Origin of the sequence: Variovorax sp. KK3 (assembly GCF_001984055.1) — a bacterium.
In the GTDB taxonomy this organism is placed as follows: domain Bacteria; phylum Pseudomonadota; class Gammaproteobacteria; order Burkholderiales; family Burkholderiaceae_C; genus Variovorax.
The window spans coordinates 46,355-67,041 of sequence record NZ_LYVO01000027.1; the positions used below are offsets into that span (position 1 = coordinate 46,355).

A 20,687-nucleotide genomic window follows, 5' to 3' on the forward strand; every position below is an offset into this window, starting at 1 on the left:
CCGGATGAGTAACGCCTCCATCGCGGCGGTTCCGGGTCTCAAGGTTTCCCCCAATAGGGGCTGCGATTTCGAAACCGCACCCCTTGCGCCTCCTGTTCACAGGCCACAATCCCACGCGGGCTGAAAATCGACGCCCCCTGCTGGAGGCGTGCATGCTCAACGACACGGCGGGCCGACCCGTGCGGCGCCGGCACCTGTTTCCCAAGTACGCGCTGCTGATCAGCTTGCTGGTCGGCGGCATGCTCGTCGCCAGCGGCGCGGTGGTCATCTACTTCTCGTACCGCGAGAACCAGGAGCACGTGATCGCGCTGCAGGCCGAGAAGGCGCAGGCGGCGGCGACGCGCATCGAGCAGTTCGTGCTCAACATCGAGCACCAGCTGGGCTGGACCGCCCTGCCGCGCGCCGATGCGACGGGGGGCGTCGATCCGCGCGAGGCGCGCTACCTCGAATACCTGAAGCTGCTGCGCCAGGTGCCGCCGATCACCGACGTGGCGTGGATCGACGCCGACGGGCGCGAGCAGCTGCGCGTGTCGCGCCTGGCGATGAACGAGGTGGGCCGCGGCGTCGACCGCACGACCGACCCCGCGTACCGCACGGCGATGGGCGGCAAGATGTGGTTCGGCCCCGTGTACTTTCGCCTCGGCACCGAGCCCTACATGGTGCTGGCGCGCCCGGCCGGCGCGGGCGGCGGCGTGGTGGCGGCCGAGGTCAACCTGAAGTTCGTGTGGGACGTGGTCTCGCGCATCCAGGTCGGCACCCGCGGGCTCGCCTACGTGGTCGACGCCGAAGGCACGCTCATCGCCCATCCCGACATCAGCCTGGTGCTGAAGAAGACCGACATGGCCGCCCTGCCCCAGGTGGCGGCGCGGATGCACCCGGGCTCGAATGCGGGCAGGGAGGCGGCGCACGACCTGACGGGGCAGCGGATGCTGGCCGCCTACACGCGCATCCCGACGCTGGGGTGGACGGTCTTCGTCGAGTCGCCGCCGGCCGAGGCCTTCGCGCCGCTCTACGCCATGCTGCAGCGCATGGGCCTCGTGCTGGTGCTGGCGCTGGTGATCTCGGCGGCGGCGACCTTCTTCCTGGCGCGCGCGCTGGTGCGCCCGTTGCGCATGCTGCAGGCGGGCGCGGCACGCATCGGCGCCGGCGACCTCGACCGCACCATCGAGGTCCGCACCGGTGACGAACTCGAAGGGCTGGCCGACCAGTTCAACCGCATGGCCGCGCAGCTGCGCGAGTCGTACGCGCAGCTGGAGCGCAAGGTGGAGCTGCGCACGGCCGAGCTCAGCGAATCGCTGGCCTTCCAGACCGCCATCAGCGAAGTGCTGCGCGTGATCAGCGAATCGCCGAACGACGTGCAGCCGGTGTTCGAGGCGATCCTCGACAGCGCGGTCGGGCTCTTCGGCAGTCGCACGGCCTCGGTGCTGCGCTACGACGACGGCCTGCTGCATCGCGTCGCCCAGCGCAACTGGTCTCAGCTGGCGGTCGAGGACGCGGGCCGCTACTACCCCGGCCCGCCGGACCCGCACATGCTGAGCGGCCGCGTGATCGCCGCGCGCGCGGTGGTCACCATCGACGACGCGGCCGCCGACCCCGGCTACGACCCGCACACCGCGCTGGCGGGCGGCTGGCGCCGCATGCTCGGCGCGCCGCTGCTGAAGGACGGCGCGCCGATCGGCGTGATCGTGGTGGCCTGGGACGAGCCCGGGCCCACGCCGCAGCGCCAGATCGACCTGCTGGAGACCTTCGCCGGCCAGGCGGCGATCGCGATCGAGAACCTGCGGCTCATGAACGAGACCAAGGAGGCGCTCGCGCAGCAGACCGTCACCTCCGAAGTGCTGCGGGTCATCAGCAGCTCGGTGGCCGACGAGAAGCCGGCCTTCGACGCCATCCTCGACGGCTGCCAGCGCTTCTTCGCTGCCTCCGGCATGGGCATCGCGCTGGCCGACGAAGACGGCACGCTGCACAACGGCGGCTTCAGAGGCACGCACGAGACCCTGCTGCGCGCCCTGGTCGGCGCGTTTCCGCGCCCGCTGCAAGGCAGTGCGACCGGCGTGGCGATCCGCGAGCGGCGCGTCGTCCACTACGCCGATGCCCTGGCCGCCGCCGATGCACCGCCGGCGCTGCACGGCGTGGCCGAGGCGGCGGGCAACTTCTCGATCGCCATCGCGCCGATGCTGTGGGAACAGCGCGGGGTCGGAGCCGTGGTGGTGGTGCGCGATCCACCGCATTCGTTCTCCGAGAAGGAACTGGTCCTGCTGAAGACCTTCGCGGACCAGGCCGTGATCGCGATCCAGAACGCGCGGCTGGTCGGCGAGCTGCAGGAAAAGGGGCAGCTGCTGGCGCTGGCCAACCAGCACAAGTCGGAGTTCCTGGCCAACATGTCGCACGAGCTGCGCACGCCGCTCAACGCGATCATCGGCTTCAGCGAGGTGCTGGCCGAGCGCATGTTCGGCGAGGTCAACGAGAAGCAGCTCGAGTACCTGCAGGACATCCATGCCTCGGGCCACCACCTGCTGAGCCTGATCAACGACATCCTCGACCTGTCGAAGATCGAGGCCGGCCGCATGGAACTGGACCTGTCGAGCTTCGACCTGCCGATGCTGCTGGACAACACGACCACGCTGGTGCGCGAGCGCGCGCTGCGGCACGGGCTGACGCTGGCGCAGGACATCGACGTGCGGCTCGGCGAATGGGTGGCCGATGCGCGCAAGCTCAAGCAGGTGGTCATCAACCTGTTGTCGAACGCGGTGAAGTTCACGCCGGCCGGCGGGCGCGTGACGCTGTGCGCACGTTTGCGCGGCGACGCGGTCGAGATCGCCGTGGTCGACACCGGCGTGGGCATCCCGGCCGACCAACAGGCGCTGGTCTTCGAGGAATTCCGGCAGGCCACGGGCGACTACCTGCGCAAGTCCGAGGGCACCGGGCTCGGGCTGCCGCTGGCCAGGCGCTTCGTCGAACTGCACGGCGGCACGCTGCGGGTGGAAAGCGCACCGGGAGAGGGCTCGACCTTCGCCTTCACGCTGCCGCGGCGCACGCTGGACGCGACGGCGCGGGATTGATCATCGGCGGCAAGGGGAGGAACATAGCGGCCGGCACGCAGATCCCGCGCGCCGGTGGCGTCGCATCGACGAGGTGATCACATGACTTTGAACGCCCCTGGGGGCTTGCTGTCGCGGCGCGCCGCGATCACCACGCTGACCATGCTGGCTGCTGCGTCGCGCGCGCAGCAGAGGCCGCAAAAGTCCAACGCGCGGCTGGCATTTCTGGGTGGCGCGATCTCCGAACCTGCCACGGTTCAAGCCCAGGTCGGCTCCATGCGCCAAGGGCTGCGCGATCTGGGCTGGGTCGAAGGGCGCAACTTGGGCATCGATGCGCGTTGGGCGGAAGCCAGGTACGAGCGCCTGCCAGGGCTGCTCGACGAACTCCTTCGGCTTGATCCCGACGTTCTGGTCACCTCCGGGCCCCGGCCGGCGATGGTTGCCAAAGACAAGGTGAAAAGCCTGCCAGTGGTGGTCGTGAACATCGACGACCCCGTACAGATGGGCCTCATCACGAGCCACACGCGCCCGGGCGGCAACATGACCGGCGTCACGGCGGCGTTCCGCGGCATTTTTCCGAAGCGACTGCAACTGCTCAAGGACGTGGTGCCGGCCGCGCGCCGCTTCGCCATCTTGTTCAACCCGGACACACTGCCGCGCCAGAATCTCGTGCAAGACGTGCCGAGCTGGGAGCAAAGCCTCGGCATCACTTTTCAATTGCTGGAAATGCGCGGTCCCGAAGATGTCGAGCCTGCGTTCGCCGCGATGGCACGCGAGGGCGCGGATGCGATCGTCCTCGTCGCCGATGCGATGGTCTGGACGCAGCGTGCCAGGATCACGGCCATGTGCCTCGAGCAACGCCTTCCTTCGGCCTGGGGTGGGGGCGGCTATCTCGACGCGGGCGGCCTGCTGTCTTACCAGGGCGATTTTCCGGCCCTCTACCGCCGCGCCGCGGTGTTGGTCGACAAGATCCTCAGGGGCACACCGCCCGGCGAAATTCCCTTCGAGCAAGGCACCAAGCTCGAACTGGTGGTCAACCTCAAGGGCGCCCGCGCGCTGGGCATCACCATTCCGCAAAGCGTGCTGGTGAGCGCCGACGAGGTCATCGAATGAGCAGCATCCTGATCGTCGAGGACAACGAAAAGAACATGAAGCTCGTGCGCGACATCCTGCAGCACGACGGCCACGCCACGCTCGAAGCCACGACCGGCAGCGAAGGCCTGCGGCTCGCGGCCGAGGCGCGGCCCGACCTGGTGCTGCTCGACATCCAGTTGCCCGACCTCGACGGCATCGCCGTGCTGCGCGGCATCCGCGGCAATCCGGCGCTCGACGCGATGCCGGTGGTGGCCGTGTCGGCCTCGGTGATGCCCGACGAGCGGCAGAAGGTGGTGGACTCGGGCTTCGATGCGCTCGTCAGCAAGCCGATCCAGCTCAAGCAATTTCGCGAGACCGTCCGGCGCTTCCTGAGCGAAGGCCGCGGCCGCACCCACCGCACGAACCCGCCACCGCCCGACCGATGACCGCCACCATCCTCGTCGTCGACGACACGCCGCTCAACCTCAAGCTTCTGTCCGACCTGCTGGCCGCGCGCGGCTACCGCACCGTGCCTGCCTCGTCCGGCGAAGAAGCGCTGCAGAAGCTCGCCACCGAAGCGCCCGACCTGGTGCTGCTCGACGTGATGATGCCGGGCATGAACGGCTACGAAGTGTGCGCCGCGATCCGTGCCGACCCGGCGCACGCGATGCTGCCGGTGGTGCTGGTCACCGCACTCGACCCCGCGAAGGAACGCGCCAAGGGCCTCGAAGCCGGCGCCGACGACTTCCTGACCAAGCCGGTGGCGCAGGCCGAACTGCTGGCGCGGGTGAAGTCGCTGCTGCGCATCAAGCAGCTGTACGACGAAGTGCAGCGGCAGCGCAGCGAGCTGGCCGAATGGAACTGGACGCTCTCGCAGCGCGTGGACGACGGCGTGAAGCAGCTCGAGCGCGTGGGGCGGCTGCGGCGCTTCTTCTCGCCGCAACTGGCCGAGGCCATCGTCAACGGCGGCGCGGTCGATCCGCTGAAGAGCCATCGCTGCGAGATCACCGTCGTGTTCCTCGACCTGCGCGGCTTCACCGCCTTCACCGAGACCACCGACCCCGAGGAAGTGATGGCCGTGCTGGCCGACTACCACGCCGCGATGGGCCAGCGCATCCTCGAATTCGAAGGCACGCTGGAGCGCTTCACGGGCGACGGGATCATGGTGTTCTTCAACGACCCCGTGCCCATTCCGGACCCGGCGCCGCGTGCCGCACGCATGGCGCTGGCCATGCAGCGCGACGTGGCGCTGCTGGCCGAACGCTGGCGCCGGCGCGGCCATGCGCTCGAGCTGGGCATCGGCATCGCGCAGGGCTTCGCCACGCTGGGCGGCATCGGCTTTCCGGGGCGCATCGACTACGGCGCCATCGGCACCGTCACCAATCTCGCAGCCCGCTTGTGCGGCGAGGCCGGCGGCGGCGAGATCCTGGTGTCGCAGCGCGTGTGGGGCCTCATCGACGGCATCGCCGCAGCCGAGCCGGCCGGCGACCTGGTGCTCAAGGGCTTCGCGCGGCCGGTGGCGGCCTTCCGGCTGCGTGGCGCCGAAGGGTCGCCGCCGTAACCAGTCGAGGCAAAACGCACGGAAGTCACGCATTGTTCGACCGCATGGTCGAGAAACCGGTGCCGGAACATTAAAGTCGCCCGGTGTCCATGCTCGTCCTGCGCGATGTCGCCTCTCAACCGCTGCCCGCCATGATCTCCGGCGGCGGCAACGTCGACGGCGTTCGCGTGCTGGTCGCCGCCGGCCTGGTGAAGGCGACGATCCCGCCGCCCAAGCGCACGCGTGACGGCTACGAGCAATTGCCCGCGATGGTGACCGAGATCACCAGCCTGGGCTGGATGATGATGAAGCGCTTCCCGCCGCGCTGATCCGCTCAGCCCCGTGCCGCACGCTGCGGCTTTTTCGACGGCCCGAAGGCCTCGCTCCATGCCTGATCGAAGGCGGTGCAGAAGGCCTGCTGCACCACCGACAGCGGCCGGTGCCGGTTGCGGATGATGCGGATCTCCAGCCGCTCCGCGCTCTTGAAGGGCCGCACCGCCAGACCGGCGAAGGTCGGCCCCGCCACCGCCGCCCGATCCACCACAGCCATCCCCGCGCCCGACTGCGCCAGCCAGCAGGCTGAACTCGCGGAGCGCGCCTCGATGTCGAGCGCCATGGAGGCCGCCGCCTTGCCGTAGGCACGGCGCAGGGTTTGGCCGTAGGGCGTGTTCTCGGGCGAGGTGACCACGCGCTGCCCGCGCAGATCGGCCGGCGCGATCGTGGCCTTGGCGGCCAGCGGATGGTCGTCGCGCATCACGCAGGCCAGGCCGCAGTGGTAGCGCTCGACCTCCGCCAGGTTGGGATGCTCGTTGGGCAGCAAGCCCACGGCCAGGTCGGCCGAGTGATCGAGCAGCGCATCGACCATGATCGGCGCGACCAGGATCTCCATTCGGCTCTTGAGCCGCGGGTACTGCGCATACAGCAAGGCCAATGCACGCGGCGCGAGGTGATTGGCCAGGCTGGCCGACACCGCCAGTCGCAGCATGCCGGTCTCGGGCCGGGCCAGCGCGCGCGAGACGTCGCGCACGCGCTCGACGCCGCGCCACAGGTGGTCGATTTCATCGTAGAGCTGGCGTGCCTCGGGCGTGGGCACGAGCCGGCCCTTGATGCGTTCGAACAGCGTGAGCCCGCTCTGTCGTGCAGCATGGGCCAGCAGCTTGCTCACCGCGGGCTGCGACACGTGCAGCAGCTCCGCGGCGCCGACCACGCCGCCGGTCAGCATGACGGCGCGGAAGACTTCCATGTGGCGCAGGTTCATCGCGGGCTCCGAAAGGACATAACCGGAGGTTAAGGCCTGGCGATGTCTTTTCATTTGCGCGTGGGCGACGCACGCCCGACCATCCCTCGACTCCCTTCGAGGGACAAAGATGGAGACATTCGAATGACGAGACACCACGACACCTCCCGCCGCCGCCTGCTGCAAGCCGCAGCCCTGCTGGCCTTCATGCCTGCATCGCATGCGCAAAGCTTCCCCAGCAAGCCCGTGCGCATCTACCTGCCCCAGCCACCCGGCGGCGCCGCCGACCGCGTGGCGCGCGTGCTCGGCGAGCGCCTGGAGGCGCGCTGGAAGCAGCCGGTGGTCATCGAGAACAAGCCCGGCGGCGGCGTCGTGATCGGCACGCAGGCCACGGTGCGCGCCGCACCCGACGGCCACACGCTGGGCCTCTTGGGGAGCTCGCTCAGCATCAACGCCGTGCAGCGCAAGGATCTCCCGTACGACAGCGAAAAAGACCTGCTGCCCATCGCCCGCATCGGCTACTACACGGTCGCGCTGGTGGCCGCTGCCGACTTCCCGGCCGCCAACGTGCGCGAGCTGGTGGCGCTGGCCAAGAAGCAGCCGCCCAACCAGCTTTCGTTCGGCTCCAACGGCATCGGCACCTCGGCCCAGCTGGCCGGCGAGATGCTCAACCACATGGCCGGCATCCAGCTGCAGCACGTGCCCTACAACGGCGCGGCCAAGATGTACACCGACATCGTCGGCAAGCAGATTCCGCTGGGCTTCGCGGTGGCCAGCTCGGCAGAAAGCTTCGTCAAGGCCGGGCAGCTCAAGGTGCTGGGCGTGACCAGCCTGAAGCGCAGTCCGCTCTATCCGGATTGGCCGACCATCGCCGAGACGCTGCCGGGTTTCGAAGCGGTCAACTGGGCGGGCTTCGCGGCGCCGGCCGGCGTGCCGCGCGAGCTGGCACAGCGCCAGGCGAACGACATCCTCGCCGTGCTCGCTGCGCCAGAGGTCGCCAAGGTGATGGCCGAGATGGGCATCGAGATCGCGCCGCAGGGCCCCGACGAATTCAAGCGCTTCATCCACAGCGAGATCCGGCGCTTCGCCGAAGTCACCAAGCCGCTGAGCGGCGGCACCAATTGATCGAGAGAACACGCATGACGACGACTCCAACCCATTCCTATACACGCCGCATCCCCGTCGACGCGCCCTACGACCTGGTGGTGGCCGGCGGCGGCCCGGCCGGCACCGCGGCCGCCGTGTGCGCCGCGCGGCTCGGCCTGAAGACGCTGCTGGTCGAGGCCACCGGCTGCTTGGGCGGCATGGGCACCTCGGGCCTGGTCGCCTCGTTCGGGCCGGTGTCCGACGGCGAGCGCATGCTGGTGGGCGGCTTCATGAAGGAACTGCTCGACACCATGTGGCAGCAGAAGGCCTTCGGCCCGCAGGTGGTGCCCGAATTCCTGAACGCACAGCTCAACCGCTGGGTGCCCTTCAAGCCCGAGCACCTCAAGCGCATCCTCGACGACTTCGCGGTGCAGGCGGGCGTGGAGCTGCGCTTCTTCAGCCGCGTGGTCGACGTCGAGATGGAAGGCGACCGTCTGCGCGGCGTGGTGCTGAGCAACGTGGAAGGCCTGCGCTTCGTCGAGGCCAAGGCCTTCGTCGACGCGACCGGCGACGCCGCGCTCGCCGCGCTGGCCGGCGCCGAATGCAAGGTGGTGCTGCGCGACACCGACACCGTGGCGCCCAGCACGCTGTGCTCGCTGCTCGGCGGCATGCACTGGGACGACCCGGCCTACGGCAGCGACTGGCAAGGCATCGACGCGGTGAAGAACCGCACCAAGGCCGAGCTGCTGCCGCAGGCCATCGACGACGGCCACTTCACGCAGGAAGACCGCTTCATGCCCGGCATGAACAAGATCGGCGAGCGCACGGCCACCTTGAACGCGGGGCACGTGTTCCAGCTGAACCCGCTGTCGGTGCGCAGCCTGTCCGACGGCATGGTGTTCGGCCGCAAGCTGGCGCTGGAGTACCTGGAGTTCTATCGACAGTACGTGCCGGGCTGCGCCGACCTGGAACTGCTGGCCACCGCGCCCGTGATGGGCGTGCGCGACTCGCGCCGCATCGTCGGGGAGTTCGAGCTCGGCATCGAGGACTTTCGCAACCGGCGCCAGTTCCCGGACCAGATCGCGGTCTACAACCGCCCGACCGACGTGCACCCCACCGACACCTCGAAGGCCGAGTACGAGCGCTTCCTGAAGGACTTCCACGGCAAGGACAACCTGGGCCGCGGCGGCTGCGTCGGCATCCCGTACAGCATCCTGGTGCCGCGCGGTGCGCAGAACCTGTGGGTGGCAGGCCGCTGCCATTCGAGCGACACCAAGGTGCACGGATCGATCCGCGCGCAGTCGGCGGCGTACATGATGGGACAGGCCGTGGGCACGGCGGCTGCGCAGTCGATCTCGACGGGGCAGCCGGCGTGCGACCTGGATACGCAGGCACTGGTGGAAACGCTTCGACGGGCGGGGGCCTTTCTGCCGCAGGAGACCCTGTCGCACGAGATGACGCGGTCGTGAAGAGATCTCCCTCATCCACACGGAGCGCGCCTCACCGCGCCGCAAGCTGCCGCCGCGCCATCTCGCGAAACTCGGTCGGCCGATGCCCCGTGTGCTTCTTGAAGAAGCGGCCGAAGTAGGCCTCGTCCTCGAAGCCCAGTTCGGCCGCGATCTGCTTGATGCCGAGCGATGAATACACGAGTTCGCGCTGTGCCTCGTGCACCACGCGCGCGTTCACCGCGTCCTGCGTCGACACGCCCAGCACCTCGCGGCACAGGCGCGTGAGCTGGCCGAGCGTGATGCCGAGCGCGTCGGCGTAGCGCTGCGTGGGCTCGCGGCGGCGGAAGCGTTCGTCGAGGAGCGCGCGGAAGCGCTCGATCTGCGCCGCCTTGCGCGTGCGCGCATTCTCCACCGCCGACTGCGCCACCTCGCCGACACGCGCGATCTGCACGAAGAGCGCAACCAGCAACGACATGCCGGCCGCCACGCGGCCCGCGGTGTGCACCTGCGATTCGCGATCGATCGCGTCGAAGAGCGGCATCAGCGACTGCGCATGCCGGCTGGCCGGATCGACGCGCAACACCACCGGCCGGTGGATGTGCCGCAGCAGCTCCGGCGCCGCGATGGCGGCCAGCGATTCAAGTGGCTTCTGCGCGGCGGTGATGACCGGCCCGTCGACGTCGCTGTGAAAGCTGAAGCCGTGCACCGAGCGGGCCGGCACGACGATGAGGCACGGCGGCTCGAGCGTCCAGCGCACCTCGTCGATCAAGGCCTCGCCGCCGCCGCGCGTGACGTACAGCACCTGGATCAGCGCGTCGTGGAAGTGCAGGTCGATCTCCCAGTCGAACAGGCTCGATCGCTCCGGAATGCGCTCGATGTGGACCAGGTCCGCCCAGGCCGGTTGCTCGCCGCTTTCGCCGTAGAGCGCGACGTTGTGCACCGATCTGCGCGGCGGCCTGGCGTTGGAGGCGTGGACGGCCATGCACGAATTGTCCGGTCCTTTGCCGGCTTTGTCGATTGAAGGAAGAGCGCCCGTCGCCGATGCTTGGCCCCACTGGATTGCAGTGGAACGACGGAGACAAGCGCATGAGCAAAGAACAAAACACGGGCCGCGCCGACGAATCGTCCGGGTCCGCGACCCGGGGATGGCTGGGCCTCGAAGGCCGCGTCTGCGTGGTCAGCGGCGCCGGCAGCGGCATCGGCGCGGCGGTGGCGAAAGGGCTGATCGAGGCCGGCGCGCGGGTCGCGCTGCTCGATCGCGACCTTGCCGCGGCCCGCCGCGTGGCTCAGCGCCTGGACGCGGCCGGGCGCGCCTTCGCCATCGACTGCGACATCGCCGACGAGGCCGCCGTGCAAGCCGCCGCCGCGACGGTGCGCGCGGAGTTCGGGCCGGTCTCGGTGCTAGTCAACAACGCAGGCATGCTCAAGCCCGGCAGCCTGGAGACGGTGCCGCTCGCCGATTGGAACGCGGCGCTCGCGGTCAACCTCACCGGCTACCTGCTGTGCTCGCGCGCGTTCGGCCGCGACATGCTGGCGCACGGCCGCGGCAGCATCGTGAACGTGGCGTCGGTCTCGGCACTGCACCCGCAAACGCAGAGCGGCGCCTACAGCCCGAGCAAGGCCGCGGTGCTGCTGCTGTCGCGGCAACTGGCCGCCGAATGGGGGCCGCGCGGCGTGCGCAGCAACGCGATCTGCCCCGGGATGATCCGCACCGCGCTGTCGGCCACCTTCTACGAAGAGCCCGGCTTCGAGGCGCGCCGCGCCGCGGTGACGGCCAGCCGACGCGTCGGCGAGCCGATCGACATCGCGAACCCCGCGCTCTTCCTGGCCAGCGACCGCTCGGCCTACCTGAACGGCGCCGAACTGCTCGTCGACGGTGGCCTGGGCTGCATGTTGATGGACATGGTGCCGCGGCCCGGCTTCAACGACCGCGCGGCAGCCGCTGCCTGAACGGCGCACCGCCGCTCATCCCCGCTCATATCCCCGCTCATATCCCCGTTCATATCCCCGCTCACGCAGACCCGACGACAAGGAGACAAGCCATGACGCACACCACATCCGCCCCGCGCGACATCACCTGCGACCTGCTGGTCGTCGGCTCGGGCGCCGGCGGGCTCTCGACCGCCATCGTCGCGAAGAAGCACGGGCTCGACGTGGTGGTGATCGAGAAGGAACCCTTCTTCGGCGGCACCACCGCGTATTCGGGCGGCGTGCTGTGGATTCCCGGCAATGCGCATGGCCGGGCCCACGCCCCGCAGGACTCGCGCGCGGCAGCGATGACCTACCTGCGCGACCAGGCCGGGCCCTTCTTCGACGAGGCCGCCGTCGGAGCCTTCCTCGATCACGCACCGGAGATGGTCGCGTGGTTCGAGCGCGAGACCGACGTGAAGTTCGTGCCGACGATGTACCCCGACTACCACCCCGACGCGCCCGGTGGCGTGGACATCGGCCGCTCCATCCTCGCCGCGCCCTACGACGCGCGCGGCCTCGGCGCCGAGATCCGCCGGCTGCGCCCGCCGCTCGCGACCATCACCTTCATCGGCATGATGTTCAACTCGTCGAACGCCGACCTCAAGCACTTCTTCAACGCGACGAAGTCGATCGCGTCGGCCGCCTACGTGGCACGGCGACTGGCCGGCCACTTCAAGGACCTGCTGCTGTACCGGCGCGGCGTGCAGGTGACCAGCGGCAACGCGCTGGCGGCCCGGCTCGCGAAGAGCTGCTTCGACCTCGGCATTCCGATCCACACCGAGGCCGCCGCGCGCGAGCTGCTGCTGCGCGGCGGCAAGGTGACGGGCGCTCTCGTGCGTGGCAAGGACGAAGAGCTGCGCATCACTGCGCGGCGCGGCGTGGTGCTGGCCTGCGGCGGCTACCCGCACGACGTCGAACGCATCACCAGGACCTACCCGCACCTGCAACGCGGCGGCGAGCACCTGTCGCCCGTGCCGACGGGCAACACCGGCGACGGCCTGAAGCTGGCCGAGCGCATCGGCGCCAAGGTCGACATGCGCTTCGAAGGCGAAGGCGCGGCGGCCTGGATGCCGGTGTCGCGTGTGCCGCTGCCGGGCGGCCGCTTCGGCGTGTTCCCGCACCTGCTGGACCGCTACAAGCCCGGCATCATCGGCGTGCTTCGCAACGGGCGGCGCTTCACCAACGAATCGAACTCGTACCACAACGTGGGCGCCGCGATGATCGCGGCCTGTCGCGGCCAGCGCGAAACGGCGATGTGGCTGGTGTGCGACCGGGCCACCATCGCGAAGTACGGCCTGGGCTTCGCGAAGCCCTCGCCCATGCCGCTCGGCGGGCTGGTGCGCAAAGGCTATCTTTTCAAAGGCCGCACGCTGGCCGAACTGGGCCGCGCCACCGGCATCGATGCGCAGGCGCTCGAAGCGACCGTGCGCGAGTACAACGCCGGCGCCGAGCATGGCGTGGATGCGCAGTTCGGCCGCGGCACGACCGCGTTCAACCGCTACCTCGCCGATCCCGAGCACAAGCCCAACCCCTGCGTCGCGCCGATCGGCAAGGGCCCGTACTACGCAGTGAAGGTGGTCATGGGCGACCTCGGCACCTTCGACGGGCTGCGCACCGACACGGTCGGGCAGGTGCTGCGCGACGACGGCAGCGCCGTGTCCGGACTGTTCGCGGTGGGCAACGACCGCGCCAGCATCATGGGCGGCAACTACCCCGGTGCCGGCATCACGCTGGGGCCGAACATGACCTTCGGCTACATCACCGGGCGCTTCGTCGCCGGCATGGAGCGGCAACCGGCCGACCAGCCCGCACAAGCCGTTCATGAGATGCGCCACGCCGCGTAGGCGCAGGCACCGGCGGCACCGGCGGCACCGGCGGCACCGGCACGAGCACCGCTCCCGGCCCGCACGATCTTTCAGTTCGCGTTCACGACAACCACGGAGACACACCATGAAGACCTTCACCCACCGCGCGCCCCTCACGCGCCGAAACATCGCCAAGGCCGCCGCGGCCGCCTGCCTGCTCGGCGCCATCGGCTCGACCGCCTTCGCGGAGCAACCGGCCTCCAGCTGGCCCATCAAGCCGATCCGCCTGGTCGTCGGCTTCCCGGCCGGCGGCACCACCGACGTGATGGCACGCGTGGTCTCCGCGCCGCTGCAGAAGGCGCTGGGGCAGGCCGTGATCGTCGACAACAAGCCCGGTGCCAGCGGCAACCTCGGCGTCGGCGAAGTCATCCGGGCACCGGCCGACGGCTACACGCTGATGGTCGCGCCGATCTCGGTGCAGACCGCGAACCCGCACCTGTTCAAGCCCGCGCTGAATCCCGAGAAGGACCTGCAGCCGGTCGTCAGCCTGGGCCATGCGCAGCTCTACCTGGTCGCGAAGAAGGACCTGCCCGCCAAGACCGCCAAGGACCTCGTGCAGATGGCGAAGGCCAGCCCCGGCAAGCTCAGCTACGGCTCGGGTGGCCCCGGCACGCAGATGCACCTGGTCGGCGAGCTGTTCAAGCAGCAGGCCGGCATCGATGCGGTGCACGTGCCCTACCGCGGCGCCGCACCCGCACTGCAGGACATCCTGGCCGGGCAGATCGACTACTACTTCGACCCCGCCACCGGCTTCCAGCACATTCGCGAAGGCCGCGCCAAGCTGCTGGCGGTGACGGGCGCGAAGCGATCGCCCTTCTTCCCCGATGCACCGACGCTCACCGAGCTGGGCATTCCGGGCGTGGAGTTGGGCAACTGGTTCGGCGTGTTCGCGCCGGCCGGCACGCCGAAGGAGATCGTGGCCCGCATCGGCAGCGAGATCGCGAAGGCCATGGCGCAGCCCGAGGTGAAGCAGCGCTTCGCGGACCTGGGCGCGGATGCGGTGGTGCAGGATGCGGCTGCTTTCCGCAAGACGATCGCGCAAGAGAGCACGGTGTTGTCGGGTTTGATCCGCGATCGGCGCATCGTGGTGGACTGACCTGGTCCGAATGGACTGACTTCTCCAGCGGCCTGCGGGGCCTTGCACGCGCATCGCGTGACAAATGCCCGCACGTCGCGATCCAACTTTCGATTCGCTCGCCATTTTGGCAACGATTGCCGAAATGACACGTACCATCTGCGCTGTCAAAAACACCAACGCGGTGGGCGCCGCAACCGGAACGGATGTTCCGTCGGGTCTTCTGATCGAGGGCTTGCGCACACGGCGAATCGGCGAGGATGGAGAACCCGTTGAAGAATTTCGTGCGTGCGCTTTGCGCCTGCGTGCTGTCGACTGCTGCGCTGTTGCCGCAGGCCGCATCTGCCCAGGGCACCCAGGTCGCCCGGGTCGCTTTCGCCGGCATGGCCTATGCCGGCGATGCCGCATCCCTCGAGACCCGCTTCCCCTTCTCGCGCCAATACGAAAAGCGCGTGGAAGCGGCAGACACCCGCGTCGACGCACAGATCCGCGCCGCCATCGGCAAGTCGGCACCGCGCCATTTCGAGGTGCTGCCCGGCCTCATCGATGAGCTGAAGGGCCGCGACCAGGCGCTCGTCACCTCGCTGGTCATCAATTCCGAGACCGTGTCCGTCGAGACCTTCGGCCCGCTGCGCAAGCTGTTCGTGCTGATCCGCGGGCAGGCGCTGTTCTTCGACTTCAAGACGCAGACGGTCATCCGCTCGTACCCGTTGAGCTTCGCGTACATCGACGTGTTCGACCGCGAGCCGACGCAAGACGACATGCTCGCCCGCGTGCGCAGCGTGTACGAGGGCGCGGCGGGCAAGCCGGGCATCTTCGCGCGCTATGCCGAGGTGCTGGCCGACGCGACCATTCCCACGCAGGTGTCGCGCTTCCTCAAGGTAACCGACGTGACGGTGAGCGACGCCGTCGCCGCCAGCTTGCCCGCCTACCTGAAGGACAGCCCCGGCGTCGCGCAGACCTGGGCGGCCGACATGGTGAGCGAGGCCATCTCGACGCGCGCCGGCGTGCCGATCATTCCCTACACCAAGGGCTACGCGGTCGGCAACGTGTTCCCGATGCGCGTGTCGGACGGCACGGTGTTCAACCTCAAGCTGCCCGAGCCCGACTACGCGATCTCGGTGGACCTGACCAACGTCAAGAAGGTGCAGTTCGGCCAGGCGGCCGCGGGCAGCAGCTTCATCTACGGCACCTTCGCCACCGTCAAGGTCCAGCTGCCCGGCATGGGCACGCCCTACATGGACTCGTCGTTCAAGAACGGCGAGACGAAGGTCGTGCCGGCCACGCAGACCTTCGTCGACGACTTCCCCGCGTACTACGACTCGTGGAACGCGCTCTTCCGGCGCGTGGCCGAGGCCATGGCCGGCAAGGACCAGGCCGCCTGGCTCAAGGCGGCGGCTTCGGCGCCGGACATCCAGACCCAGCTTCTGAAAACCAAGGAAATGATCGAACAATGCAAGTAATTCGCACACTCACATTGGCCGTGCTGGCGAGCTTCGCCATCACTTCGATGGCGCAGGTCCAGCAGGCGCGCGGCAAGGCCTCGGTCGCCTACCAGGGCAAGGCCGCGACGGCCGACGACAAGGCCCGCGCCACGCAGGCGGCCCAGCTGAAGGCGGTGGAATTCTTCTACGCAGAAGCCGGCGAATCGGAGTCGGAGAACTTCGACGCGTTGCGCGAAAAGATCCTCGCCAACCCCGATCGCTACATCCTCGAATCCACCGTGCTCGGCGAAGAGGAAAGCACCGACCGCAAGCAGTACACCGTGGCCGTGCGCGTGGCGCTCAACGTGGCCAACCTGCGCAACCTCGTGAAGTCGAACTCGGCGGTCGCCAAGGCCGGCGTGGCCGAGAAGTCGCCGCTGGCCTTTCTGTTCGTTTCGCGCCAGGTCGCCTCGGTGAAATCGTTCGACGACCGCGTCTACAAGCGCGTCGACGAAAGCGCGAGCGGCGGCATCAGCGCCGCGAGCGTCAAGACGGGCGCCGAAGGCGAATCGATCCGCGGCGGCCAGATCCGCACCAACGAGTCGATGACCGCCAAGACCGACGTCGCGGCCAACCGCACGCGCACCATCGAGACCGGCGGCAGCACGGTCAAGCGCGCGAGCGAGGCGACGTATCGCCTGATTCCGAGCGCCAACCTCAACCAGGTGTTCACGGGCATGTTCAGCAAGGCCGGCTTCCGCGTGGCCGAGGCGGCCTACATCGAGCCGATGTCCGGTGGCGCCTTCAAGGTGGCCAACGTCGAGAACGACTACCAGTCGGGCAACGACCTGCAGTCGCAGACGCTGCAGAACATGGTGGCCGGCATGCGCAACGCCAAGGTGCCTTACCTCGCCTACGGCACCCTCGACGTGGGCGCCGCCGACAAGGACCCGGCCACCGGCCTGGTGCGCGTGTCGGTGACCGTCAACGCCAAGCTGCTCGACGTGACGCAGGCCTTCCCCGAAACCAAGGCCGCCGTGGGCCCCGTGCAGTACGCCGGCATCGGTCCGTCCGAGGACGAGGCGCGCGGCAACGCGCTCAAGCTCGCGGCCAACAACGCCGCGCGCGAGCTGACCAGCCAGATCACCGCGCTGCGCGTGCAGTAAGCCGCGCGCGGCATCACGTTTTTCCTTCATCGACAACAAGCAACCCGAACGGATCCCGACCCAATGACCAAGACGCACACCGCCATCGCCACAGCCGCCCTCCTTGCAGCCGGCTTCACCAGCATGGCCCACGCGCAGTTCTCGCTGCCTTCGATTCCAGGCGTGACCAAGTCCTCCGGCGCAGCCGCCCCCGCGGCCGACCTGTCGGGCCAGCAGGATTCGCTGGTGCGCGGCTACGTCGCTGCCAGCAAGGACGTGCTGTACGCCAACGCCAAGCTCGCCGAAGCCCTGGGCCTGAAGGACGAGGCTGCCAAGGTCAAGCTCGAAGCCGACAGCTTCCAGGAAGGCGCGACCAAGGACAGCGCCGAGGCCGCCAACAAGGCGGTGGCCACGTCCACCGACCTGGTCGCGCAGAAGATCGCGACCCAGCCGGCCATGGACGCGCAATCGAAGGCCATCTACGGCCAGGGCCTGGTGCTGCTGGCGACCGGCGTCAACAAGTACATGGGCGTCGGCAAGGACGTGTCGAACATGGGCAACGGCCTCAAGGGCGCCTCGCCGCTGCAACTGCCCAAGCTGCAGTCGGCGGTCTACGTGGTGACCAAGTTCCCCGATGCGATGACCAGCGTGTCGGGTGCCCTCAAGAACGCGGTGTCCTTCGCCCAATCGAGCGGCGTGCCGGTTCCCTCGGACGCTTCTGCCGCGGCGGCAGCCCTGTAAGTGGCCCGCCCACATCTCCCGATGCGCCAGCTCCTGTGCGTGACCGCGGTCGCCGCGGCAACCCTGCTCGTCGCCTGCGGCAAGCAGGAACCCGAGAAGGCCGCGGCCGCACCGGCACCCGCCGCCACCAACGTCGCGCCGCCCGTGCCCGATGCGGGCAAGGTCGGCAACGTGGCCACCACCGCGCACGGCTTCGGCGCCAGCGCCGGCGAGGCCGTGGCCGAGGCGATGAAGCTCGCGCTGCTGCAGGTGAACGGCGCCACCGTGCAATCGGCCACCGTGTCGGCCAAGTACGGGCTGGACGTGAGCCTGGGCCAGGACTCGGCATCGCTGCGCGGCAGCGCCTTCGCCGAGGTCGTGGCCCAGCGCTCCGGCGGCGTGATCCAGAACTTCAAGCTGGTCGAGCTGCAGGAGCCTTCGATCATCGGCGGCCAGCGCTACAAGGCGACCATCGAGGCGCAGATCGCCAAGTTCACGCCTTCGGCCGACATGCAGAAGCTCAAGGTGGTGGTCGGGCAGATCCGTTTCGACGGCCCCAACCTGCCGATGGGCGACCGCAGCGTGCCCTCGGCCGAGGTCGGCGCCGCGATCCGTCAGCGCATCAGCGACGCGCTGGTGCAGACCGGCCGCTTCGCCGTGCTCGACCGCGAGCTGAGCCCCGACATCGAGGGCGAGCTGGACATGATCAAGTCCGGCCAGGCGCCCAGCGCAGAGCTGGCCAAGCTGTCGCAGGCCGCGAGCGCCGACATCGTGTGGACGGCGCGTGTGAGCAGCCTCGTGTACAACCGCCACGCACGCCAGCTCAAGACCAGCGACCGCGAACTCGTGAGCTACTCGGGCGGCTGGGCGCTGACCGAGAAGTTGGTGAACGTGGCCACGCGCCAGGTGATGGCCTCGGACTCGCTGCGCGGCCAGGCGCCCAGCGTGGCGGCCACCACGCTGGGCAGCGGCGTGGACTCGCACAAGGTGCTCGAGGACATGACCACCGACATGGTGAACCAGGTGGTGACCTCCATCGTGCGCCGCACCTTCCCGGTGACGGTCGTCTCGCGCGACGGCACGAACGTCGTGCTGAGCCAAGGCGGCCGAGCCCTGAAGGAAGGCGGCCGCTACCAGATGGTCGCCATGGGCGCGGAGATGAAAGACCCGCAGACCGGCCAGAGCCTCGGCCGCGTCGAGCAGCCCTGCTGCGAACTCGTGGTCGAACGCGTGACGCCGAACCTGTCGTACGGCCGGCTGGAGAACGTGCGCTCGAACCTTGAGCAACTGCCCGTAGGCGGCCTTCAGTTGCGCGACGAGCTCAAGGGCGTGACCGTGGCCAAGGCGCAGCCGGCCGCCGAGCCGCTAGCCTCGGCCCAGCAGGCGGCTCCTGCCGCCGCAGCGCCGGCTGTCGTGGCCGGCGCCGCACCCGTGGCCAGGGCGGTGCAAGCGCGCCCCGCGCCGGCCGCGGCGCCTGCAGCAGCGCCGCAGAACGACGACAAGTGGTGAGCGCGTGAGCACGTGAGCAGGGCCGGGCCCGCGACCCTGCCTTGATTTCGCATCGGCCTGCGCGCATCATTCGCGGGCCCATGCTTGCAAGGCAGGCGCCGCCGCTCGCCGCTCCCCTCGGGATCCGGCTCGATGTCGTTTCAACCGAACCCGCCCGTCGCGCCGCTCATGCTCAAGTCCGCCGAGTTCGCCGCCACGTACCTGCAATTCGTCCGCCTGGCCCGCAGCATCCGCAACGCGCCGGTGATGGACGCGATGGAAGAACGCATCCTCAACGGCCTGGCCGCCAAGTGGGCCGCAGGCGAGACCGTGCGGGTGCTCGAAGCGATGGACCTGGACGTGGCCTCGTCGCCGACCACGGTGCATCGCCGGCTGCGCTCACTGCGCGAAAAAGACCTCATCACCTTCGCCGACGATCAGGGCGACAGCCGCATCAAGTACATCGTGCCGACGGCCCAGGCGCGCGCGTACTTCGCCAAGCTGGGGCAGGTGATCGACAAGGTGGCGCGGCAGAAGTAGCCCGCGCATCGGCGACGCGCGATCTACAGCGCGGTCGCCTGCAGTGACCTGAGTTCCTCCCTCACCATCTTCAGGAAGGTCTGCCCCAGCGCCGACAACGGCCGGTTCACGTTGCTCACGCTCAGCAGGTCGAAGCGCGGCGCCTTGGGAATCGCGGCGATGGCCAGGCGGCCCTGCTGGAAGGCACGCGCCGACAGGTCGTCGACGAAGGCGACCCCGGCGCCGTGCGCCACCATCGAGCAGGCGGCATAGCCGGAACGAACCTCCACGCTGCGGCGGCGCGCGATGTCGCGCTCGGCCAGCCAGGCGTCGATGATGCGGCTCTGCGGCGCCTCGGGGCTGTACAGCACCAGCCGTTCGCGCAGCGCGGCCGCCAGGTCGAGGCGCTTCGCGTTCGCCAGCGCATGGCCGGGCGGCAGGGCGCACATCAAGGTCCACTGGCCGAAGACCTGCACGTCCAGCACCGGGTGGTCGAGCGACGCGCTGGAGATGGCGACGTCGGCCTCCTCCGCCACCAGCGACTTCACGATCTCGCGCGTGGGCACGGCCTCGAAGGAGACCTGGGCATGCGGGTACTTCTCGAGCAGCCGCGCGATGGCGCGCGGCACCAGGTCGAGCGCGGTGTTGGCGCTCGACAGCACGCGCAGCGTGGCATGCGCGCCGAAGCGCAGGTTCGAGGCCACGTCCTGCACCTGGCGCACGCCGCGGTAGACCTTGTCCACCTCCTGCTGCAGCGTGTGGGCCTCGGGCGTGGCGACCAGGCGGCCGGTGCGGCGTTCGAACAGCGCCACGCCGAGCTGCAGCTCCAGGTGCCGGATCAGGCGGCTCACGCCCGGCTGCGACACGTGCAACAGGGTCGCGGCCTTGGTGATGGAGCCCGTGGCCATGACGGCGCGGAACACTTCGATCTGGCGCAGGTTCATGCGGGAATCCTCGATGTCTCGGCAAGACGGCGTCAGAACAATCGCGTTCGCCGGCCAGCCGTCAACATAACACCGAGGCATGCCCTTCGGAAGCCTTGGTATTGGCCCGG

18 protein-coding genes are annotated in these 20,687 nt (G+C 69.2%); 15 read left to right on the forward strand and 3 right to left on the reverse strand.

The window, feature by feature from the left end:
• Positions 1-152 precede the first annotated feature (152 nt).
• The 5 genes from B0W80_RS15135 (at position 153) to B0W80_RS15155 (ending at position 5,984) form a co-directional block, all read left to right on the forward strand.
• Positions 153-3,062 carry a HAMP domain-containing histidine kinase gene (locus B0W80_RS15135; RefSeq protein WP_076999978.1) on the forward strand — a complete coding sequence of 970 codons (2,910 nt, stop codon included), beginning with the start codon at positions 153-155 and terminating at the stop codon, positions 3,060-3,062.
• 105 nt (positions 3,063-3,167) lie between these two features.
• The gene (locus B0W80_RS15140; protein WP_076999979.1) at positions 3,168-4,154 is read left to right on the forward strand and encodes an ABC transporter substrate-binding protein; all 987 of its coding nucleotides are present in this window, start codon (positions 3,168-3,170) and stop codon (positions 4,152-4,154) included.
• Entirely contained in the window at positions 4,151-4,561 is a 411-nt protein-coding gene (locus B0W80_RS15145) for a response regulator (protein ID WP_076999980.1), read from the forward strand. The genes B0W80_RS15140 and B0W80_RS15145 overlap by 4 nt, the downstream gene beginning before the upstream one ends.
• Positions 4,558-5,676, forward strand: coding sequence for an adenylate/guanylate cyclase domain-containing response regulator (locus B0W80_RS15150; RefSeq protein ID WP_076999981.1), 1,119 nt, complete (start codon positions 4,558-4,560; stop codon positions 5,674-5,676). The genes B0W80_RS15145 and B0W80_RS15150 overlap by 4 nt, the downstream gene beginning before the upstream one ends.
• 83 nt (positions 5,677-5,759) lie before the next feature.
• Entirely contained in the window at positions 5,760-5,984 is a 225-nt protein-coding gene (locus tag B0W80_RS15155; protein ID WP_143684636.1) for a hypothetical protein, read from the forward strand.
• 5 nt (positions 5,985-5,989) lie between these two features.
• On the opposite strand, the gene B0W80_RS15160 is transcribed toward B0W80_RS15155, so the two are convergent.
• Positions 5,990-6,913: a LysR substrate-binding domain-containing protein gene (locus tag B0W80_RS15160; protein WP_076999983.1), complete on the reverse strand. Its 924-nt coding sequence runs from the start codon at positions 6,911-6,913 to the stop codon at positions 5,990-5,992.
• A 123-nt stretch (positions 6,914-7,036) separates the two neighbouring features.
• Here B0W80_RS15160 and B0W80_RS15165 point away from each other — a divergent pair, with 123 nt between their 5' ends.
• Entirely contained in the window at positions 7,037-8,017 is a 981-nt protein-coding gene (locus B0W80_RS15165) for a tripartite tricarboxylate transporter substrate binding protein (protein ID WP_076999984.1), read from the forward strand.
• Positions 8,018-8,031: 14 nt separating this feature from the next.
• Complete coding sequence (locus tag B0W80_RS15170; protein WP_076999985.1) at positions 8,032-9,447, forward strand: FAD-dependent oxidoreductase; 1,416 nt, start codon at positions 8,032-8,034, stop codon at positions 9,445-9,447.
• 31 nt (positions 9,448-9,478) lie between these two features.
• Here the strand turns inward: B0W80_RS15170 and B0W80_RS15175 are convergent, their stop codons facing one another.
• The gene (locus tag B0W80_RS15175) at positions 9,479-10,408 is read right to left on the reverse strand and encodes a helix-turn-helix domain-containing protein (protein ID WP_076999986.1); all 930 of its coding nucleotides are present in this window, start codon (positions 10,406-10,408) and stop codon (positions 9,479-9,481) included.
• 104 nt (positions 10,409-10,512) lie between these two features.
• Here B0W80_RS15175 and B0W80_RS15180 point away from each other — a divergent pair, with 104 nt between their 5' ends.
• The 8 genes from B0W80_RS15180 (at position 10,513) to B0W80_RS15215 (ending at position 19,654) form a co-directional block, all read left to right on the forward strand.
• Positions 10,513-11,376 (forward strand): SDR family NAD(P)-dependent oxidoreductase, encoded by an 864-nt coding sequence (locus tag B0W80_RS15180; RefSeq protein WP_076999987.1) that lies wholly within the window; start codon positions 10,513-10,515, stop codon positions 11,374-11,376.
• A gap of 92 nt (positions 11,377-11,468) precedes the next feature.
• Positions 11,469-13,241, forward strand: coding sequence for an FAD-dependent oxidoreductase (locus B0W80_RS15185; RefSeq protein WP_076999988.1), 1,773 nt, complete (start codon positions 11,469-11,471; stop codon positions 13,239-13,241).
• 106 nt (positions 13,242-13,347) lie between these two features.
• Positions 13,348-14,358: a tripartite tricarboxylate transporter substrate binding protein gene (locus B0W80_RS15190; protein ID WP_076999989.1), complete on the forward strand. Its 1,011-nt coding sequence runs from the start codon at positions 13,348-13,350 to the stop codon at positions 14,356-14,358.
• Positions 14,359-14,609: 251 nt separating this feature from the next.
• The gene (locus tag B0W80_RS15195; RefSeq protein ID WP_218668907.1) at positions 14,610-15,800 is read left to right on the forward strand and encodes a hypothetical protein; all 1,191 of its coding nucleotides are present in this window, start codon (positions 14,610-14,612) and stop codon (positions 15,798-15,800) included.
• A complete protein-coding gene (locus tag B0W80_RS15200; protein WP_076999991.1) occupies positions 15,791-16,927 on the forward strand; it encodes a hypothetical protein in 1,137 nt (378 codons plus the stop codon). Before B0W80_RS15195 ends, B0W80_RS15200 begins: the two co-directional genes overlap by 10 nt.
• A gap of 63 nt (positions 16,928-16,990) precedes the next feature.
• A complete protein-coding gene (locus tag B0W80_RS15205; protein ID WP_076999992.1) occupies positions 16,991-17,647 on the forward strand; it encodes a hypothetical protein in 657 nt (218 codons plus the stop codon).
• A gap of 21 nt (positions 17,648-17,668) precedes the next feature.
• Entirely contained in the window at positions 17,669-19,135 is a 1,467-nt protein-coding gene (locus B0W80_RS15210; RefSeq protein WP_083745418.1) for a CsgG/HfaB family protein, read from the forward strand.
• A 132-nt stretch (positions 19,136-19,267) separates the two neighbouring features.
• On the forward strand, positions 19,268-19,654 hold the full coding sequence (locus tag B0W80_RS15215) for a hypothetical protein (RefSeq protein ID WP_076999993.1): 387 nt from the start codon (positions 19,268-19,270) through the stop codon (positions 19,652-19,654).
• A 23-nt stretch (positions 19,655-19,677) separates the two neighbouring features.
• On the opposite strand, the gene B0W80_RS15220 is transcribed toward B0W80_RS15215, so the two are convergent.
• Complete coding sequence (locus B0W80_RS15220) at positions 19,678-20,577, reverse strand: LysR family transcriptional regulator (protein ID WP_076999994.1); 900 nt, start codon at positions 20,575-20,577, stop codon at positions 19,678-19,680.
• Positions 20,578-20,687: the final 110 nt, after the last annotated feature.

Bases quoted from the DNA above. Each gene is read 5' to 3' on its own strand.
- B0W80_RS15135 (WP_076999978.1), top strand. From the start codon at position 153: ATGCTCAACGACACGGCGGGCCGACCCGTGCGGCGCCGGCACCTGTTT.
- B0W80_RS15145 (WP_076999980.1), top strand. From the start codon at position 4,151: ATGAGCAGCATCCTGATCGTCGAGGACAACGAAAAGAACATGAAGCTC.
- B0W80_RS15150 (WP_076999981.1), top strand. From the start codon at position 4,558: ATGACCGCCACCATCCTCGTCGTCGACGACACGCCGCTCAACCTCAAG.
- B0W80_RS15160 (WP_076999983.1), bottom strand. From the start codon at position 6,913: ATGAACCTGCGCCACATGGAAGTCTTCCGCGCCGTCATGCTGACCGGC.
- B0W80_RS15165 (WP_076999984.1), top strand. From the start codon at position 7,037: ATGACGAGACACCACGACACCTCCCGCCGCCGCCTGCTGCAAGCCGCA.
- B0W80_RS15170 (WP_076999985.1), top strand. From the start codon at position 8,032: ATGACGACGACTCCAACCCATTCCTATACACGCCGCATCCCCGTCGAC.
- B0W80_RS15175 (WP_076999986.1), bottom strand. From the start codon at position 10,408: ATGGCCGTCCACGCCTCCAACGCCAGGCCGCCGCGCAGATCGGTGCAC.
- B0W80_RS15180 (WP_076999987.1), top strand. From the start codon at position 10,513: ATGAGCAAAGAACAAAACACGGGCCGCGCCGACGAATCGTCCGGGTCC.
- B0W80_RS15185 (WP_076999988.1), top strand. From the start codon at position 11,469: ATGACGCACACCACATCCGCCCCGCGCGACATCACCTGCGACCTGCTG.
- B0W80_RS15190 (WP_076999989.1), top strand. From the start codon at position 13,348: ATGAAGACCTTCACCCACCGCGCGCCCCTCACGCGCCGAAACATCGCC.
- B0W80_RS15200 (WP_076999991.1), top strand. From the start codon at position 15,791: ATGCAAGTAATTCGCACACTCACATTGGCCGTGCTGGCGAGCTTCGCC.
- B0W80_RS15205 (WP_076999992.1), top strand. From the start codon at position 16,991: ATGACCAAGACGCACACCGCCATCGCCACAGCCGCCCTCCTTGCAGCC.
- B0W80_RS15210 (WP_083745418.1), top strand. From the start codon at position 17,669: ATGCGCCAGCTCCTGTGCGTGACCGCGGTCGCCGCGGCAACCCTGCTC.
- B0W80_RS15215 (WP_076999993.1), top strand. From the start codon at position 19,268: ATGTCGTTTCAACCGAACCCGCCCGTCGCGCCGCTCATGCTCAAGTCC.
- B0W80_RS15220 (WP_076999994.1), bottom strand. From the start codon at position 20,577: ATGAACCTGCGCCAGATCGAAGTGTTCCGCGCCGTCATGGCCACGGGC.